The following is a 17,225-nucleotide window of genomic DNA, read 5'->3' as shown; positions in this document are numbered from 1 at the left end:
CTGAGTCACTGGTTTGATTGGTGGGGTTTGGGGGTTGACTTCGGGGGTGGTTTCGGGGCGGCGGCGTTGGCCGGCGATTTTGCGGGGCATCAGCCGACCACCTGGAAGTCGGCGGTGAGCCAGCGGTCCTTCTCCCGGACCAGGTCGAGCTTGATCCGGTACCGGCGCTCCACCCCGTCCTTGGAGGCGGTGTTGGTGACGACGGCGTTCACGATCACCAGCACCTGGGCCGAGTCCTTGTCGTTCGACACCACCGCGGCCTCCTTCACATCGCCCTTGGAGGTCGCCTTGTTCGCGACCACCTCGGTCTTGACCGAGTCCGAGCCCGACTTGAACTCCTCCTTGAACTGCCCGGTGGAGTCGTCCAGCACCCGCTTCGCGTCGGCGTCCCAGGTGCTGTAGTCGTACGTCGTGAAGTCCAGCGCCAACTGCCGGGCCGCCTTCATCGCCCCCTCGCGCTCACTCTTGCGAGCGTCCTGCCCACGCAACGCGACCACCGACAGCGTCGCGCCGACGAGGGCGACCAGCACGAGCACGCTGAGCGCCCAGGCCACGATCATCGGGCCCTTCGGCCGCGGGCGTTCGGCCGGCGGCCGGGGGGTGACGAGCGGCGCGGTCACTTGCCGGCCACCGGTCCGAGGATGAGGGCCTTCCACGAGTCCTTACCGAGCATCTCTTCCTGTCCTCCGGTCGAGCCGAGCACCAGCGACGGCATTCCATCCGTACCACCGGCAGCGCCTGTGGCCGGGTCGTACCCGACGCCGTACCCGATCCGGTTGGCGTCGGACGACCGCGTCGACGGCGTCGGCTTGTTCTGCGAGCCGCGGACGTTGATCCCCGACCCCGGCGACGCCGTACAGCTCGCCTTGGCGTTGGCCGGCTTGTTGGTGGTGTCCTGCGGCACGCGCTTGTCCGTTCCGTTGTACCCGGCCCGGCAAGCAGGTGGGCTGAAGCCGAGTACGAGGCCGAAGTGCGCGTCGTAGTGCCCCGTCCCCGGATCCTTGCCCGGTACGACGTATCCGCCCATCGCCACCGCCGGGTAGACCACCAGCAGCTGCTCGACCGCGTCCAGCCGGACCGCGGTCAGCTCGCTCACCGTCAGCAGGTTGCCGAGCAGTACCGCGATGTCGGCCTTGTTCTCCTGGATCAGCGCGGTCAGCTGGGTCGACGCGGCCGAGCCGTTGTCGATCACGGCCCGCAGGCTGGCGTCCGAGCTGACCAGGGTGTCGGACAGCAGCGCGAGGTTCTTCGCCCAGGTCTTGATCGCGTCGCCGCTGGCCACCTGGGTGGCCAGCACGGTGTTGCCGTCGTTGATCAGCTTGATCGTCTGCAGGATGTTGGCGTCCGCGTCGCTGATCAGCGCGCCGGAGCTGTCGATGATCTTCTGCAGGTCGCTGCCCCGGCCGCGGAGCGCGTCGCCGAGCTCCTTGACGGTGGTCTTCAGGCTGTTCTTGTCGACCGAGTTCACCAGCTGGTCCAGGTTCAGCAGCAGCTCGGTGGTGTCGATCGGCAGCGCGGTGTTCTGCCGGCTGATCTTGGAGTTGTTCTGCAGGTACGGCCCGCCGTCGCGGCGCGGTTGCAGGTCGACGTACTGCTCGCCGATCGCGGACCGGTTCGCGACCACCGCGAGCAGGTCGTTGGGGATCTTGGTCTTCTTCTCGATGTCGAGGTTGACCTCGACGCCGTCGGACAGCAGCTTCAGCTCGCCGACCCGGCCGACCGGCTGGCCGCGGTACGTCACCTCGGCGCCGGAGAAGATGCCGCCGGACTCGGCGAAGCTGGCGCTGACCGTGTAGTCGTCGTCGAACAGCAGCTTGTCGACCTGCGCGTACTTGGCGCCCACGTAGGAGACCCCGAGCAGGGTGATCAGCAGGAACACCATCAGCTGGATCCGGACCGTTCTGGTGATCACTTGGCCACCCCCGGCATCAGGACCTTCGCGAGCTCCGGGTCGAACCCGGCGCGGTTGAGCTTCGGCGTACAGACCGGCAGGCCGAGGATCGTCACGCAGGTGGTCCCCGCGCCGGTCGGGACCGGTAGCTGCGGCAGACCGCCGGCCGTCGGCTTGCTGGTCGGGAACTTCGGCGGGTTGTGCAGCGGCAGGCTGATCTCGGTGGTCGGCAGGGTCAGGCCGACGTTCGGCAGGTTCAGCCCGAGCAGGCCCTGCAGCGCCTTCTGCGTGTTCACGTCGAGGGTGATGTTCAGGTTGGTGAAGTCACCCTTGACCGCACCCGTCGCGGCGTCCGGGAACGGGTAGGTGAGCATCAGCTGCAGCGCCTTGGGCAGGTTCTCACCGGCCTCGGCGAGCTTGGTCAGCAGTGGGTAGAGCGACTGCAGGTTGGCGACCAGGTCCTTCTGAGACTCGGTGATCACCCGGGTCGCGGTATTGCCCAGCGAGGCCAGCGCCTGCAGCGTCTTGACCAGTGCGGCGCGCTGCTTGTCCAGGGTGGCGATCGACTTGGGCAGCGAGTCGATCGCGGTCGCGATCGTCGTCTTCTGCGCGTTCAGCTGCTTGGCCAGCTGGTCGACGGCGGTGATCGCGGTGACGATCTTCTGCTTGTTCTGGTCCAGCGTGCCGACGAAGGTGTTCAGCTGGGTCAGCACGCTGCGGATGGCCGGCTCGTTGCCGGTCAGCGCCTTGTTCAGCTCCTGGGTGATGATCTGCAGCTGGGCCACGCCACCGCCGTTGAGCAGCAGCGAGAGCGCCGACAGGACCTCTTCGACCTCGACGTTGCTGGTCGTCCGGGACAGCGGGATCAGCTCGCCGTTCTCCAGCTTGCCGTGCGGCTTCTCGCTGCCCGACGGCTGCTCCAGCGAGACGAACTTCTCGCCCAGCAGGCTGGTCTGGCGGATCGTCGCGCGGGCGTTGTCGGGCAGGTCGAGGCTCTTCGGCAGCTTGACCCGGACCTTGGCCACGTAGCCGTCAAGCCAGACCTTCTCGACCGTGCCGACGGTGACGTCGTCGACCTTCACCGACGACTTCGGCACCAGGTCCAGTACGTCGGTGAACTCCACGGTCACCGTGTACGACGGCCCCTTGATCTTGGCGCCACCCGGCAACGGCAGGGAGTACACGCTGAAGTCGCACCCGCTGAGCAGGGTCGACATCGCAACGACACCCGCCACCAGGCCGGTACGCCGACGAGCCGCGCCGCCGCTTCTCGTAGTACGGCGCCTCATCGCGAACCACCCGGGACCAGGCCGCCGAGGGTGTCGTCGACGGGGTCGGGGCTGGGGAGCTTGGGCTGCGGGGCCGGTGCCCACGGCGTACCGGCTGGGCCGCCCGAGCCGGTGATGGCGCTCAGCAGCGGGAGCTTCGGCAACGCGTTGAAGACCGGCTTGAGCGCCGAGCAGGTCGACAACGGCTGGTTGGCCTGGAGCAGCAGCGAGCAGATGAAGGTCGCCGGGTCGTCCAGCTGGGCCAGGTTGATCCGCTGGTCCAGCGTGCCGAACTGCGGGTTGTAGACGCGGGCCAGGTTGCCCAGGCCGAGTGGCGCGGTGTCGATGATCTCGGCGAGCGCGGCCTTCTCCTTGACCAGGATCTGGGAGACGTCGGTGGCGCCCGAGATCGTCGTCTTCAGCAACGACCGGTTGTCCTTGACGAAGTTCGCGACCTCGCCGAGCGCCGCCGCCAGCGTGGACAGCGCGGCCGAGAGGTCCTGGCGTTCGCCGGCCAGCGTCGTCGTGACGCCGGCGAAGTTCGCGTTGAACTGCTTCACCAGGCCGTCGTTCGCGGCCAGCGCGGAGACGAAGGTCTGCAACTGCCGGATCGTGCTGAACAGACTCTTGGAGTTGCTCGACAGGGTCGTGGTCAGCGTCGACACGTCGGTGATGGTCTGGTTGAGCTTCTTGCCCTGGCCGTTCAGGTTGGCCGCGGACACGTCGAGCAGCCGCGACAGCGCGCCCTGGTCGTTGGCGCCCTTCGGCCCGAGCGCGACGGACAGGTCGTTGAGGCTCTGGTAGATCTGGTCCAGCTCGAGCGGCACGGCCGTGCGGTCCAGCGGGATCGACGCGCCGTCGGCCATCACGGCGCCCTTGGAGTACGCCGGGGTGAGCTGGATGTAGCGGTCCGCGACGATCGACGGCGACGCGATCACCGCCTTCGCGTCGGCCGGCACCTTGTGCTTGGCCTCCCACCAGAACTTCACCCGCACGGCGCGGCCGGCCGGCGTCACGCTCTCGATCTCGCCGACCTTGATGCCGAGGATCCGCACATCGGAGCCCGGATAGACGCTGACCGCGCGCGGGAAGTACGCCGTCGCGCTCACCCGCTCGGGGTGCGGCCACAACGAGATGACGCTGACGGCGAGGATCACCACGACCACGCCGAACGCGATCAGCCGGGACAGGGACGCAACCTTCATCGGCCCGCACCCCCGGTCAGTCCGCTGAGGATCGGTGGCAGCCCCGGGATCGGGATCTGCGGCAACGGGATCTCTGGTACCGGCACCAGGTTCTGCACGTACGTGTCGAACCACGGCCCGGTACCGAGCGTGTTGGTGAACACCCGCGCGTACGGCGCGAGCCCCTTGATGCTGGCGTCGAGCGCGTCCTGGTTCTTCAGCAGCGTCGCCAGCACCGCGTTCACCTTGGTCAGCGTCGGCGCGAGGTCCTTGCGGTTCTCCTGCACCAGCGCCCTGACCTGCGCGGCCAGCTTCTGCGTCGAGACCAGCAACTCATGGATCAGGGCCCGGCGTGCCTGCACCGCCTGGAACACGGTGTTGCCGTCCTTCATCAGCTTGATCAGCTGTTGGTTGCGATCGGCAAGGACCTTGGTGACCACGTCGGAGTGCTGCAGCAACAGCTTCAGCTGCTCGTCGCGCTTGGCCACGTTGCGGGACAGCCGGGACAGCCCGGTCAGCGAGGCCTGAACCTCTTCCGGGGTGTTCTTGAAGGTCGCCGACAAGGTGTCGAGCGCCTTCGCGAGCTGTGCGGTGTCGATTCGCTCGGTGGTGTTGGCCAGGTCGGTGAACGCGTCCACGACGTCGTACGCCGCGATGGTCCGGGCCAGCGGGATCACCGAGCCCTCCTTGAGCTCTCCCCCGCCCTCCGGGTCGAGCTTCAGGTACTTCTGCCCGAGCAGCGTCTTGATCTTCATCTCGGCGCCGGTCTTGTCGCCCAGCTTCACACCCCGGTCGACGACGAAGTCCACCCGAACGTGCGTGCCCTCGAGCTCCACCTTGCGGACCTGCCCGACGCGGACACCGGCCACCCGGATCTCGTCGTTCGGCTTCAGCCCGCCGGCCTCGGAGAACTGCGCCGAGTACTTCGTGCCGCCCCCGATCAGCGGCAGATCCTGCGCCTTGAACGCGGCCAGCATGATCAGCCCGATCACCGTCAGCCCGACCACCCCGATGGTGACCTGGTTCTGTTCCCTGAACGGCTTCACTTCGCACACCTCGCGGAGTTGACGTCGTGGCTGATCGGGATGCGGACCCCCAGTGGCAGCGTGACGTTGCCGTCGAAGCCGCACAGGTAGAAGTTGAACCAGGACCCGTACGACGCGGTCCGGGTCAGCGTCTCGAGCTTGTTCGGCATGTTCTGCAGGGTCTTCACCCAGATCGCCTGGGTGTCGTCGAGCGTGGTCGAGACCTCGCGCAGCCGGTCGAGGTCCGCCTTCAGCGGCACCCGGGTCTGCTGCAGCAGGCCGGCCGTCTTGGTGTTCAGCGAGTTGATCGAGCCGAGCGAGCCGAGGATCGGGTTGATGTCCTGGCTCAGCCCGGTGATGAACTGCTGCAGGTTGATCAGCAGCTGGGAGAAGTTCTGCTGCCGCTGCGAGACGATCTGCAGGGTCGAGGTCAGGTTGGTGATCAGGTCGCCGATCACCTGGTCGGAGTCGGCCAGCGTGGTGGTCAGCGAGGCGGTCCGGGCCAGCAGGCTCTCGATCGTGCCGCCCTCACCCTGCAGCACCTTGATCACCTCGAACGCGAACTGGTTCACGTCCTTCGGGGTGAGCGCGGTGAACAGCGGCTTGAACCCGTTGAACAGCACCGACAGGTCCAGCGCGGGCGCGGTTCGGTCCTTGTCGATGATCCCGTTCTTCTTCATCCGGGTACCGCCGCCGACGCCCTCGGTCAGCGCGATGTAGCGGTTGCCGACCAGGTTCCGGTAGCGCATCGTCGCGTGCGTCGTGGTGTCGAGGACCTGGCCGGAGTCGACGCTGAAGGTGACCATCGCCAGTTTGTCCTGGTAGATCGCGATCTTGTCGACCTGGCCGACCCGCACACCGGCGATCCGGATGTCGTCGCCCTTGTTCAGCCCGACCACGTCGGTGAAGACCGCCCGGTACTTCGTGGTCGCGTTGAAACTGATGTTGCCGATCGTCACGGCCAGCAGTGCCGTCGCGACCGTGGTGACGACGACGAAGATCGCCAGCCGCACGGTGTCGATCGAGGTCTTCTTGTCCAGCAGCTTCATTTGAGATTCACCTGCCCGCCGCGCATCAGGGGGCCCAGCATCAGGGTTGTCAGGTCCGGTACTTCGTCCGCCGGGATGCCCATCGCGGGGCCGGCCACGGCGTCGATCACCTTCTGCTCGGCCGGCGTACCGGCGCCGCCGGTGTCGCTGGCGAAGCCGGGCATCGCGCGGTTGAGCTGCAGGTTGACCGGGAAGCGGGTCTTCTTGCCGTGGTCACCGATCACGCCGTCCACACCCGTCACGTACGGCGCCGGGTTGTCCTGCGTGTACGGACCCGGGTGCTCCCCCGGCACGGTGTAGTTGCGGCCGACGCAGGTCGGGCCGCGGTGGTCGCCGAAGACCGGCGTCTCGTTCGGCTGGTACGGCGTGGGCTGGTTGGTGATCAGCTCGAGGTTGATGTTCAGCCGGCCGTCCCGGAACGTGTCGCTCAGCGTCGGGATGGTGTCGGTCATCACCTTGAGGAAGCAGGGGAACTCCGGCGAGTACCGCTCGAGCAGGTCCAGTACCGGCCTGCTCACCTCGCCGAGCCGGATCACCCGGTCCTCGTTCTCCTTGAGGAAGGCGTTGCCGGTCGTCGACAGCGTCTGCACGTCGGTGAAGAACGTCTGCAACTGCTTCTCCTTCTCCACCACCGTGTTGCCGGTGACGGTCAGGTTGCGCAGCGCGCGGGCCAGGTCGGGCGTGACGTCGCCGTAGATCTTGGCGACCTGGGTCAGCTTGGTCAGCGCCGCGATCAGGTTCGGCACGTTCGGGTTGAGCTTCTTCAGGTAGCCGTCGAGCTGGGTGAGGGTGTCGGCGATCTCGCTGCCGCGACCCTCCAGCGCGGTCGCCAGCGTGTTCAGCGTCGCGTTCAGATCGGCCGGGTCGACGGCCTGCAGCAGCGGCAGCGCGTCGTTCAGCACCTTCTCGATCTCGATGCCGACCGCGGTCTTGTCCCGCGAGATGGTGTCGCCGGCCTTGATCGCGCGGCCTTCGGGGCCGGGCGGTGGTACCAGGGCCACGTACTTCTCGCCGAACAGCGTCTTCGGCAGGATCCGCGCGCTGACCTGGGCGGAGATCTCCTTCACCTGGTCGGGCTTCAGGGCCAGGTGGACGGTGGCGAAGTCGCCGTCGGTGGAGACGTCGCGGACCTCGCCGACGATGATGCCGCGCAACTTCACGTCCGCGTGCCGGTTGAGCTGCAGGCCGATGTGACTGGTCTGCAGCTTCACGTCGACGGTCGCGGTGAAGACCTTCGCGTAGAAGGCGTAGGTCAGCCAGAGCAGGAAGCAGAGCATCAAGATGAAGGCGGTACCGAGCAGTCGTCTGGTCATCGGCTACCCCGCCAATCTGACGGTGGTCGTGGTGCCCCAGATCGCCATCGACAGCAGCAGGTCGACGACGTTGATCACGACGATGGAGGTCCGTACGGCGCGGCCGACCGCGACGCCGACGCCTGCGGGGCCGCCGGTCGCGTGGTACCCGTGGTAGCAGTGCACCAGGATCACCAGGACCGAGAAGACGAGCACCTTGCCGAAGGACCAGAGCACGTCGCCCGGCGGTAAGAACAGATGGAAGTAATGGTCGTACGTCCCGGTGCTCTGGCCGTAGAAGGTGGTCACGGTCAGCCGGGTGGCGAAGTACGAGGACAGCAACCCGACGACGTACAACGGCACGACCGCGATCAGCCCGGCGATGATCCGGGTGGTGACCAGGTAGGGCAGGGACGGGACCGCCATCACCTCGAGGGCGTCGATCTCCTCGCTGATCCGCATCGCGCCGAGCTGGGCGGTGAAGCCGCAGCCGACGGTTGCGGCGAGCGCGATGCCGGCGATCAGCGGGCCGATCTCGCGGGTGTTGATGTACGCGCTGACGAAGCCGGCGAAGGCCGAGGTGCCGATCTGGTTCAGCGCCGAGTAGCCCTGCAGGCCGACCTCGGTGCCGGTGAAGAAGGCCAGGAAGGTGATCACGCCGACGGTGCCGCCGATCACGGCGAGCGCCCCGGTGCCCAGCGTCACCTCGGCCAGCAGCCGGAGGATCTCGCGGCGGTACCGGGTGACCGACTTGCCGGACCAGGCCAGCGCCTTGATGTAGAAGGCGAGCTGCTCACCGAGCCGGTCGAGCGAGTTCAGCGGCTTCTTGACCAGGGTGTCGACGATCGAGGACATCGTCAGGCTCCCTTCGGCGGGACGAGCTGGAAGTAGATCGCCGTCATCGAGAAGTTCGCGACGAACAGCAGCATGAAGGTGATCACGACGGACTGGTTCACCGCGTCGCCGACACCCTTCGGGCCGCCGCCGGCGTTCACGCCCTTGTACGAGGCGACGACCGCGGCGATGAAGCCGAACACCAGTGCCTTCGCCTGGCCCTGCCAGAGGTCGGGCAGGTGGGCGAGCGCCGTGAAGGAGGCTATGTAACTACCGGGCGTACCGTCCTGGAGGACCACGTTGAAGACGTAGCCGCCCATCACGCCGACCACGCTGACGAAGCCGTTCAGGAAGAACGCGACCAGCATGGTGGCCAGCACCCGCGGGACGACCAGGCGCTGGATCGGGTCGATGCCGAGCACCATCATCGCGTCGAGCTCTTCGCGGATCTTGCGCGCGCCGAGGTCGGCGCAGATGGCCGAGCCGCCGGCGCCCGCGATCAGCAGCGCGGTCGCGATCGGCGACGCCTCCCGGACGACGGCCAGTACCGCGGCCGAACCGGTGAAGGCCTGCGCGCCGAACTGCTTGATCAGGCCGCCGACCTGCAGCGCGATCACCGCGCCGAACGGGATGGCGACCAGCGCGGTCGGGATGATCGTCACGCTCGCCACGAACCAGGCCTGCTGCAGGAACTCGCGCAGCTGGAACGGCCGCCGGACCGAGGCCCTAGCGGTGTCGAGCGCGAAAGCGAAGAGCGATCCTGCGTGCTTCAGCGGGGCGGTGGCGTCGACGGTCACGGGGCCCCCCGCCCTGGACTGAGGAGCGAAGCGACGAGGGAAGGGCGGGGGTTCAAGCCCCGTGACCAGCCGCGCGGCAGCGTGGCGTTCAGTGGAGTCACTGAGTCGTCACCACATCACTGGCGAAGGAGCCGGGGGGTGGCGTCACGCCGTTGTCCGCGCACCACTGGCCCGGTGGGCGCTGGGTCGGGCGCAGTACGCCGGAACTGGGCAGCTGCTGGATCGGGATCGGGGGCAGCGGCGGCAGCTCCTGGTCGGCCTCGGCCGCGAGCTCGTCGGCGTCCTTCTCCTCCGACATGCCGATCGGGCCGATCCGCTGCGCGTTCAGGAACTGGCGGACCACCGGCTCCTCGCTGGACAGCAGCATCTCGCGCGGGCCGAACATGGCCAGGTGCCGGTGGTACAGCAGGCCGATGTTGTCCGGCACCGTCCGGGCGGTGTTGATGTCGTGGGTGACGATCAGGCAGGTCGCCTGGGTCATCTCGTTCAGGTCGATGATCAGCTGGTTCAGGAACGCCGTCCGGACCGGGTCGAGGCCGGAGTCGGGCTCGTCGAAGAGCAGGATCTCCGGCTCGAGCACCAGCGCGCGGGCCAGCCCGGCCCGCTTGCGCATGCCGCCGGAGATCTCGCCCGGCAGTTTGCGCTCGGCGCCGACCAGGCCGACCATCTCCATCTTCTCCATCACGATGGAGCGGACCTCGGACTCGGACTTCTTGGTGTGCTCGCGCAGCGGGAAGGCGACGTTGTCGTACAGGTTCATCGAGCCGAACATGGCGCCGTCCTGGAACAGCACGCCGAACAGCTTGCGGACCTCGTAGAGCTGCCGCTCGGAGCAGGTCGCGATGTCGACGCCCTCGATGTGCACGTGACCCTTGTCGGGCTTGAGCAGACCGATCAGCGTCTTCAGGAATACGGACTTCCCGGTGCCGGAAGGGCCGAGCATGACGCAGATCTCGCCGGCCGGCAGGGTCAGGGACACGTCGCCCCAGATCAGCTGGCTCCCGAAGGACTTGGACAGTCCCTCGACACGGACCTCTACGCCCACCGGTCCTCCTCAACGGGTTCGTCGTGCAGCCCCGACCGACGTGCTTTCGCCGGTTCAACGAGGGCGCGGTTGCTTAGGTTACGCACGAGTACGGTTTTACGTAACCCCTGTGTGTCAAGTGTTCGATGACCGACGAGTCACGCTTCGGTCACGCACCGGAACCTTGGGAATCCTAGACCCGCCCCAGACATGCCGAAGGGCGGCCCCGTAGGACCGCCCTCCAACTGGTATCACTTCGTTGTGCGGCTGGGCCGCACAGGTCACTTGAGGGTGACGGTGGCGCCGGCGCCCTCGAGGGCTTCCTTCGCCTTCTCGGCCGAAGCCTTGTCGACCTTCTCGAGGATGGCCTTCGGCGCGCTCTCGACGAGGTCCTTGGCCTCCTTCAGGCCGAGGCTCGTGAGGCCACGCACCTCCTTGATGACCTGGATCTTCTTGTCGCCGGCCGACTCCAGGACGACGTCGAACTCGTCCTGCTCCGCGGCCTCTTCGGCCGGGGCACCCGGGGCGCCCGGAGCAGCGGCGACGGCGACGGGAGCGGCGGCGGTCACGCCGAACTCCTCCTCGAAGGCCTTCACGAACTCAGAGAGCTCGAGCAGGGTGAGGTCCTTGAACTGACCGAGCAGCTCTTCGGTGCTGAGCTTCGCCATTTTGGCGGTCCTTCCTTCACGTGTTGCTAGGTGATTACTGACTGGGGTCCTGCAGTGAATCGAACGCGTCAGCTGTCAGCTGAAGCGGTCTCCTCGGTGCTCGTCTCCTCGGCAGGTGCGTCGACCGCGTCTTGTACGGTCTCCGCAGCCGGAGCCTCGTCCGCCACGGGGGCGGCGTCGGCCGGCAGCTTGTCCTGCAGCGCCGCGAACAGGCGGGCAGCCTGTGCGAGCGGAGCAGCGAACAGCGACACCGCTTGCTGCGGGGCCGCCTTCATCGCACCTGCGAGCTTCGAGAGGAGAACCTCACGCGACTCCAGGTCAGCGAGCTTGGTGATCTCGTCGGAGCCGAGTGCCTTGCCGTCCAGCACACCGCCCTTGATGACGAGAAGGGGATTGGCCTTGGCGAAGTCACGCAGCCCCTTGGCCGCGACCACCGGGTCGCCCTTGATGAAGGCGATGGCCGACGGACCCTCGAGCAGGGAGTCGAACGACTCCACACCCGCGTCCTTGGCCGCGATCTTGGTCAGCGTGTTCTTCACCACGGCGTAGTGCACGTCGTCACCGAGCGTAGTGCGCAACTGCCGCAACTGCGCCACGGTGAGTCCGCGGTACTCGGTCAGTACGGCGGCGCCTGAGCTTCTGAAGTTCTCAGTCAGCTCCGCGACGTCGGCTGCCTTGTCCGGCCTCGCCATGGGTCTCCTTCCGCTCTGCGAATCCGCAGAGTTGGCTTCTCTTGCCGCGCAAGCCAAGACCCAGAAAATCGAAAACGCCCCTGCGCAGGCGCAAGGGCGTGAAAGAAACTGCTTCACTTACTTGTCACCTGCGCGGGCCGCCCACGAAATTCATGGGACTTTCAGTTGCTCCGGGAGCAACGACCAGCGGTCTTCGGCAGAGTCAAGAGTAACCGCCGGTGACACGACGACCAAATCGGTTACTCCGGCGCCTGCGGACGGGCCGGGATCCACCGGTTCATCGCGGTCGCGGCGCCCCAGCCGACCAGTCCCATGAAGAGTACTGCGGGCCCGAGCCCGGCCACCGCCGTCACCGCGGCGACCATGAACGGTCCCGCCCCACTCCCCGCGTCGGCGAACAACCGGAAAGCGCCGAGGAACTGCGCCCTGCCGACGGGTGGCGAGGCGTCGGCGCCGAGCGTCATGATCACGCCGGCCCCCAGGCCGTTGCCGACTCCCATCAGCAGCGCGACCGCCGTCAGCGAGGTGACCGAGTGGGTCAGCGGCAGCAGCAGGTGGGCCAGCCCGAGAACGAACATCGACGGTACTGCGACCCACTTGCGGCCGAAGCGATCCATCACGGAGCCGGCCGGATAGAAGAGCAGCATGTCCACGGCCCCGGAGATGCCGAAGATGATGCTGGTGGTCTGCGGATCCAGGCCGAGATGCTCGGCCCACAACGGGATCACGACTTGACGAGAGGCTCGGACCGCGCCGACGAGCAGTGCGCCGGAGCCGAGCGTTCGCAGTACCGGCAGATGTTCGCGGATGACGGCGGCGGTCGATTGCATGACTACTGGGTTGGCCATGCGCTTACGGCGTACGGACTCGATGTCGGGGAGGCTGAGCAGGACCACGCAGGCGAGCGCGGCGGCGACCAGATGGACCCAGTAGGCGCCGTCGGTACCGAGGAACTTCATCGCGAAGGCGCCGACGAAAGGGCCGATGAACGAGCCGATCCGGCTGACGCCACCGAGGGTCGAGAGCGCGCGGGCCCGCATGTTCAGCGGCACTGCTTCGCTGAGGTAGGCCTGGCGGGCCAGGTTCCAGACGGCTCCGGCGACCCCGGTGAGGGCGATCGCGATCGCCAGACCCCAGACCGTCGGTACGACCAGGCAGCCGACCAGCGCGGCGGTGACCAGGACGGTGGCGAGCACCATCGCGCGGCGCTCCCCGACACGGGTCGCCAGCGTGCCGGCCGGGATGTCGCCGATCACCTGACCGAGACCGGCAGCGGCGACGACCAGACCGGCGACCGCGACTGGAGCGCCGAGCTGGAGCGCGGAGAGTGCGACGACGGGCGCGATCGCCCCTGAGCCGATGCCGTACAGCAGCGCCGGCAGATAGACCGAAGGCGCGATCTTCCAGAGGCTGACGGGGTCTGCCATTTAAGGCTCGGCTGTCTCCAAGGCGAGGATCCTGAACTCACTCAACGTATCCCGGGCCACCTCGGCCAGCGATCGCGTCTCACCGTCGGCGATCCACTGCACGAAGGCGATCGAGAAGACGGTGACGCAGGTCTCTGCCGCCAGCGTCGCCGCCGGGTCCTTGATGCCGCGCTTGCGGAGTGCTTCGGTGACCGCGGTCGCGAGGCCGGCGAGCTTCAGCAGCTCGCGCTCCTTGAGGGGCTGGTTGGCCTGGATCACCTGATGCCGCTTTCTCGACCAGGTACGCCGGTCTTCGGTGAAGTACTCGGCGACCTGGGTCAGCGCGGTGGCGACCAGGCCCAGCGGGGTGCTCGGCGGCGCGGCGGCGATGCCGTCGACGAACGCCTGCCGCAGCTGGTCCTGGCCGTCGAAGAGGACTTCCTTCTTGTCGGCGAAGTGCCGGAAGAAGGTGCGCTCGGTCAGTCCGACGCTGTTGGCGATCTCGCCGACCGTCGTCTGCTCGAAGCCCTGCTCGACGTACAGCTCCAGCGCGGCGACGCGCAGCCGATCCGTCGCGCCCGGCTCCCATCGCACCATGCGGACAGTCTAGTTGATGACAGTGACTGACATAGCGAGCTAGTGTGGTTGATGTCAGCCACTGACATAACTTTTCCGAGGAGAATCCCATGCGCGTATTCGTCACCGGAGCATCCGGCTGGATCGGCTCCGCCAGCGTCGACGAACTGCTCGCCGACGGACATCAGATCGTCGGCCTCGCCCGCTCGGACGCTTCCGCGGCTTCACTGGCCGCCAAGGGCGTGGAGGTACTGCGCGGCGACCTCGACGATCTCGAGGTACTACGGACCGGCGCGGCCGGCGCCGACGCGGTCATTCACCTGGCGAACAAACACACCTTCGACGCCGCCGCGAACAACGCCGAGCGGATCGCCGTCCAGACGATCGGCGACGAACTCGCCGGGTCGGGGCGACGGCTGCTGATCGCCGGCGGAATGAACCCGGTCCCTGGCCGCGCCTCGACCGAGGCCGACCGCTCCCCGCACCACGGCCCCGATAGCCCTCGCGGCGGAGCCGAGAACCTCGCGTTGTCCTACCAGGACAAGGGCGTGCACCCGATCGTCGTACGCTTCGCCCCGACCGTCCACGGCGCCGGCGACCACGGCCTGATCCGGATGCTCGTCACCGGAGCCCGGGCGGCCGGCTTCTCGGCGTACGTCGGCGACGGCGCCAACCGCTGGCCCGCCGTCCACCGCTCCGACGCCGCCCGCTTGGTTGCCCTAGGCATCAACAAGGCCCCGGCCGGCGCCATCATGCACGCCGTCGCCGAGGAAGGCGTCCGCACCCACGCAATCGCCGGAGCAATAGCTGACGGCCTGAACCTCCCCGCCACCTCCGTCACCCCGGAGGACGCAATCACCCACCTCGGCTGGCTCGGCGGCTTCTTCGCCATGGACCTACTAACGTCCAGCACCGCCACCCAAACCCTCCTGGGCTGGACCCCAACCGGCCCAACCCTCCTGGAAGACCTGAAGACAAACAGCTATTTCCACAAGTAAGCGGTCAGGCCTTGTCTCTGGGCAGATGGAAGTCGTCTGACTCCTGGTTGACGAGAGTGTCCTGGTCAGCACGGAAAGCTTCGAGCGCGACATCCGGCGCAGAACGGGACAGCACTGCGAACTCAGGGCACGAGACGAACTTGCGCGGGGCGCCCAGCGGGGTGGAGGCAAGGTCACCGGATCCGATCGGCGACTCAGATGGCGTGCTCTCGGGCTGTCCGCTCATCTGGCCATCATCGCCGGAAGTCGGCACATGGTGCTATCGCATAAGCACCATGTGCCTGGAGCGGCCCGGGTCAGGAGAGGACGGCGAGGGCGTCGATCTCCACCAGCATCTGGGGGAGGGGGAGGCCAGTGAAGACGGTGGTGCGGGAGGGGAGGATGCCGCTCGGGGTGCGCGGGGTGACGAACTCGGCGTAGGCCTCGTTCATCGGGGCGAAGTCGTCGCGGGTGGTGAGGTAGACGCGGAGCATCAGGACGTCGTCGAAGGTGGCGCCGCCGGCCTTCAGGATCGCCTCGATGTTCTGCAGGACGCGGGTGGTCTGCGCCTTGACGTCGCCCTCGTTGACGAACGCGCCGCTCTCCGGGTCGACCGAGCCCTGGCCGGACACCTGCAGCACGTTGCCCTTGCGGACTCCCTGGGAGAACACCGGCATCGGCGCGGGGGCGTCGGGGGTGGAGATGGCGGTCTTGTCAGACATTTCGAGGGTTCCTCTCGATCAGTTGTCGTAGGTCAGTTGCTGTAGTCGGCGCCGATGGCGGCCGTGGTGGCGAGCAGGTCGGGCAGCAGTTCCAGCACCTGCTCATAGTTGAGCAGAACGTCCGGTACCGACACCGAGACGGCCCCCACCACCCGGCCGGAGCGCTCGGTGATCGGCGCCCCGATGCAGTTGATGAACGACTCGTGCTCGGCCCGGTCGTGCGCCCATCCCTGCGACCGGACCAGGTCGAGCTCGTCGCGCAGCTCGTCCGGGCCGGAGATCGTGTTCGGCGTGAACCGGTGGTACTCGATGGTGTTCAGCAGGCCTTCCCGCTGGCGCTTCGGCTGCGCGGCGAGCAGCACCTTGCCGACTGCGGTGCAGTGCAGCGCCGCCGGTACGCCGATCTGGCTGTACATCCGCACCGACTGCACACTGTCGAGCTTGTCGATGTAGATGACCTGCCCGTTCTCGTATGCCGCCAGGTGCACCGTCTGCCCGGTCCGCTGGTTGAGCTGCCGCAGATGTGGAGCAGCAACAGCCCGTACTACGTGCTGCTCCCTCGCGGAGTCGGCCAAAGAGAACAGCCGGGACCCCAGCCGGTAGCGGTGCGCCTCATCGCGGCGAACGAACCGCTCGACCTCCATGGTCCGCAGCAGCCGGAGCACTGTCGTCTTGTGGACGTCGAGCTCGGTAGCGAGCTGGTCCAGCGACCGGTCCCCCTCCCCCAGGCTCACCAGGATCTGCAGGGCTCTAGCCAAACTCTGACTCACACCACACCTCCCATCAGCGCTGGGGACCTGATCCCGGCCGGACCCACTTGGGTGTTGGCCCAGTCGTCATCGGAGCAGTCCAGCAACGCCTGCCGCACCCGGGCGTCCGGAAGCGTCGCATGGTCGTCCGGCACAGCCAGCACGGCCGCAGCACTCAGGTGTCCCAGCCGTAGCCGCTGCTCCATCGGCAACCCCTGCAGCGTCGCAGCCAAGTAGCCGGCTGCAAAGGCATCCCCTGCACCGACCGGCTCCACGACCTCGACGGTGAGCGCCGGTACTTCGGTACGCCGCCCACCCGGCTCCAGCGCGAGCGCCACATGAGCATCCGACTTCACCACGATGGTCGCGCGCGCCCCGAACAGCTCGCGCAGCTCGTCGGGATCACCGGTGCCCGCAAAGAGAGCAGCCTCGTCCGCACCGATCAGCACTACGTCAGCCGCCCGCAGCAGTCGCCACAGTGGAGCAGGATCGGTGTCCCGCCACAGCGCCGGCCGCCAGTTGAGGTCCACGCTCAAGGTGAAGCCCAGGGTGTCCCGCAGCGCGGCCAGCCGGTCCAGCAACGCAGCCGCCGTCGTAGAGATAGCCGCAGTGATCCCAGTGGTGTGCACCAGCTCCGCACCGACCAACCGGTTGCGCACTGCGGGCCGGTCCAAGAAGTCGGCATCCATAGCCGCCGCAGCGGAGCCGGAGCGGTAGTAGTGCATCCGTGTCCGGCCGTTGATCGTGTGCTTCACGTAGAGCCCGGTCGGCCGGGTCGGGTCGTCCTCTACTCCGCCTACCTCGACCCCGCGACTCTCCAGGTCGCTCAAGACGTGCCGCCCGAAGCCGTCGGCGCCGAGTCGCGAGATCCAGCCCGTCGGAATCCCCAGCGCGGCGAGTCCACCCGCGACATTGCACTCGGCGCCACCGACCGACCGGCGGAATGTCTCGACATCCTCCAGCGGGGCACCGGTCTCGGCGGCGAGCATGATCATCGCCTCGCCCAGACAGACCGCCCGAGGTACCAGATCGGCCATCGATGAGTCCTCTCGGGCGGGATGTCGTTGACGG

19 protein-coding genes are annotated in these 17,225 nt (G+C 67.5%); 1 reads left to right on the top strand and 18 read right to left on the bottom strand.

From position 1 onward, the window contains the following. Positions 1-89: 89 nt before the first annotated feature. The 14 genes from ABD116_RS27670 to ABD116_RS27605 all read right to left on the bottom strand — a co-directional run bounded on the left by ABD116_RS27670 (position 90) and on the right by ABD116_RS27605 (position 13,727). Positions 90-620 (bottom strand): hypothetical protein, encoded by a 531-nt coding sequence (locus ABD116_RS27670; RefSeq protein ID WP_343976385.1) that lies wholly within the window; start codon positions 618-620, stop codon positions 90-92. Further along, positions 617-1,912 (bottom strand): MCE family protein, encoded by a 1,296-nt coding sequence (locus tag ABD116_RS27665; protein ID WP_343976382.1) that lies wholly within the window; start codon positions 1,910-1,912, stop codon positions 617-619. Before ABD116_RS27665 ends, ABD116_RS27670 begins: the two co-directional genes overlap by 4 nt. Then, positions 1,909-3,180 (bottom strand): MCE family protein, encoded by a 1,272-nt coding sequence (locus tag ABD116_RS27660; protein WP_343976379.1) that lies wholly within the window; start codon positions 3,178-3,180, stop codon positions 1,909-1,911. Before ABD116_RS27660 ends, ABD116_RS27665 begins: the two co-directional genes overlap by 4 nt. Continuing rightward, entirely contained in the window at positions 3,177-4,364 is a 1,188-nt protein-coding gene (locus tag ABD116_RS27655; protein WP_343976376.1) for an MCE family protein, read from the bottom strand. Before ABD116_RS27655 ends, ABD116_RS27660 begins: the two co-directional genes overlap by 4 nt. Further along, positions 4,361-5,389 carry an MCE family protein gene (locus ABD116_RS27650; protein WP_343976373.1) on the bottom strand — a complete coding sequence of 343 codons (1,029 nt, stop codon included), beginning with the start codon at positions 5,387-5,389 and terminating at the stop codon, positions 4,361-4,363. The genes ABD116_RS27655 and ABD116_RS27650 overlap by 4 nt, the downstream gene beginning before the upstream one ends. Continuing rightward, the gene (locus ABD116_RS27645; protein WP_343976370.1) at positions 5,386-6,417 is read right to left on the bottom strand and encodes an MCE family protein; all 1,032 of its coding nucleotides are present in this window, start codon (positions 6,415-6,417) and stop codon (positions 5,386-5,388) included. Before ABD116_RS27645 ends, ABD116_RS27650 begins: the two co-directional genes overlap by 4 nt. Further along, on the bottom strand, positions 6,414-7,730 hold the full coding sequence (locus tag ABD116_RS27640) for an MCE family protein (protein WP_343976367.1): 1,317 nt from the start codon (positions 7,728-7,730) through the stop codon (positions 6,414-6,416). The genes ABD116_RS27645 and ABD116_RS27640 overlap by 4 nt, the downstream gene beginning before the upstream one ends. Before the next feature lie 3 nt (positions 7,731-7,733). Further along, on the bottom strand, positions 7,734-8,564 hold the full coding sequence (locus ABD116_RS27635) for an MlaE family ABC transporter permease (protein ID WP_343976364.1): 831 nt from the start codon (positions 8,562-8,564) through the stop codon (positions 7,734-7,736). A gap of 2 nt (positions 8,565-8,566) precedes the next feature. After that, entirely contained in the window at positions 8,567-9,340 is a 774-nt protein-coding gene (locus ABD116_RS27630) for an MlaE family ABC transporter permease (protein ID WP_343976361.1), read from the bottom strand. Between the two features lie 97 nt (positions 9,341-9,437). Further along, the gene (locus ABD116_RS27625) at positions 9,438-10,385 is read right to left on the bottom strand and encodes an ABC transporter ATP-binding protein (RefSeq protein ID WP_343976358.1); all 948 of its coding nucleotides are present in this window, start codon (positions 10,383-10,385) and stop codon (positions 9,438-9,440) included. A 260-nt stretch (positions 10,386-10,645) separates the two neighbouring features. After that, positions 10,646-11,032: a 50S ribosomal protein L7/L12 gene (gene rplL / locus ABD116_RS27620; protein ID WP_343976355.1), complete on the bottom strand. Its 387-nt coding sequence runs from the start codon at positions 11,030-11,032 to the stop codon at positions 10,646-10,648. A 68-nt stretch (positions 11,033-11,100) separates the two neighbouring features. Continuing rightward, positions 11,101-11,724, bottom strand: coding sequence for a 50S ribosomal protein L10 (gene rplJ / locus ABD116_RS27615; protein ID WP_343976352.1), 624 nt, complete (start codon positions 11,722-11,724; stop codon positions 11,101-11,103). 239 nt (positions 11,725-11,963) lie between these two features. Then, on the bottom strand, positions 11,964-13,151 hold the full coding sequence (locus ABD116_RS27610) for an MFS transporter (protein WP_343976349.1): 1,188 nt from the start codon (positions 13,149-13,151) through the stop codon (positions 11,964-11,966). After that, positions 13,152-13,727 carry a TetR/AcrR family transcriptional regulator gene (locus ABD116_RS27605; protein ID WP_343976346.1) on the bottom strand — a complete coding sequence of 192 codons (576 nt, stop codon included), beginning with the start codon at positions 13,725-13,727 and terminating at the stop codon, positions 13,152-13,154. A gap of 89 nt (positions 13,728-13,816) precedes the next feature. Here ABD116_RS27605 and ABD116_RS27600 point away from each other — a divergent pair, with 89 nt between their 5' ends. Beyond that, entirely contained in the window at positions 13,817-14,704 is an 888-nt protein-coding gene (locus ABD116_RS27600; RefSeq protein WP_343976343.1) for an SDR family oxidoreductase, read from the top strand. A gap of 4 nt (positions 14,705-14,708) precedes the next feature. Here the strand turns inward: ABD116_RS27600 and ABD116_RS27595 are convergent, their stop codons facing one another. From ABD116_RS27595 to ABD116_RS27580, 4 genes are all read right to left on the bottom strand, one after another. Continuing rightward, positions 14,709-14,930 carry a hypothetical protein gene (locus tag ABD116_RS27595; protein ID WP_343976340.1) on the bottom strand — a complete coding sequence of 74 codons (222 nt, stop codon included), beginning with the start codon at positions 14,928-14,930 and terminating at the stop codon, positions 14,709-14,711. 70 nt (positions 14,931-15,000) lie between these two features. Then, positions 15,001-15,405 carry a RidA family protein gene (locus tag ABD116_RS27590; RefSeq protein WP_343976337.1) on the bottom strand — a complete coding sequence of 135 codons (405 nt, stop codon included), beginning with the start codon at positions 15,403-15,405 and terminating at the stop codon, positions 15,001-15,003. Positions 15,406-15,437: 32 nt separating this feature from the next. Further along, a complete protein-coding gene (locus ABD116_RS27585) occupies positions 15,438-16,175 on the bottom strand; it encodes an IclR family transcriptional regulator (RefSeq protein WP_343976335.1) in 738 nt (245 codons plus the stop codon). Next, a complete protein-coding gene (locus tag ABD116_RS27580) occupies positions 16,172-17,191 on the bottom strand; it encodes a sugar kinase (protein ID WP_343976332.1) in 1,020 nt (339 codons plus the stop codon). Before ABD116_RS27580 ends, ABD116_RS27585 begins: the two co-directional genes overlap by 4 nt. Positions 17,192-17,225: the final 34 nt, after the last annotated feature.

This window comes from Kribbella koreensis (genome assembly GCF_039525325.1).
In the GTDB taxonomy this organism is placed as follows: Bacteria; Actinomycetota; Actinomycetes; order Propionibacteriales; family Kribbellaceae; genus Kribbella; species Kribbella koreensis.
Note: the sequence above shows the minus strand (reverse complement) of the source record. Positions and strands in the feature narration are given on the sequence as shown.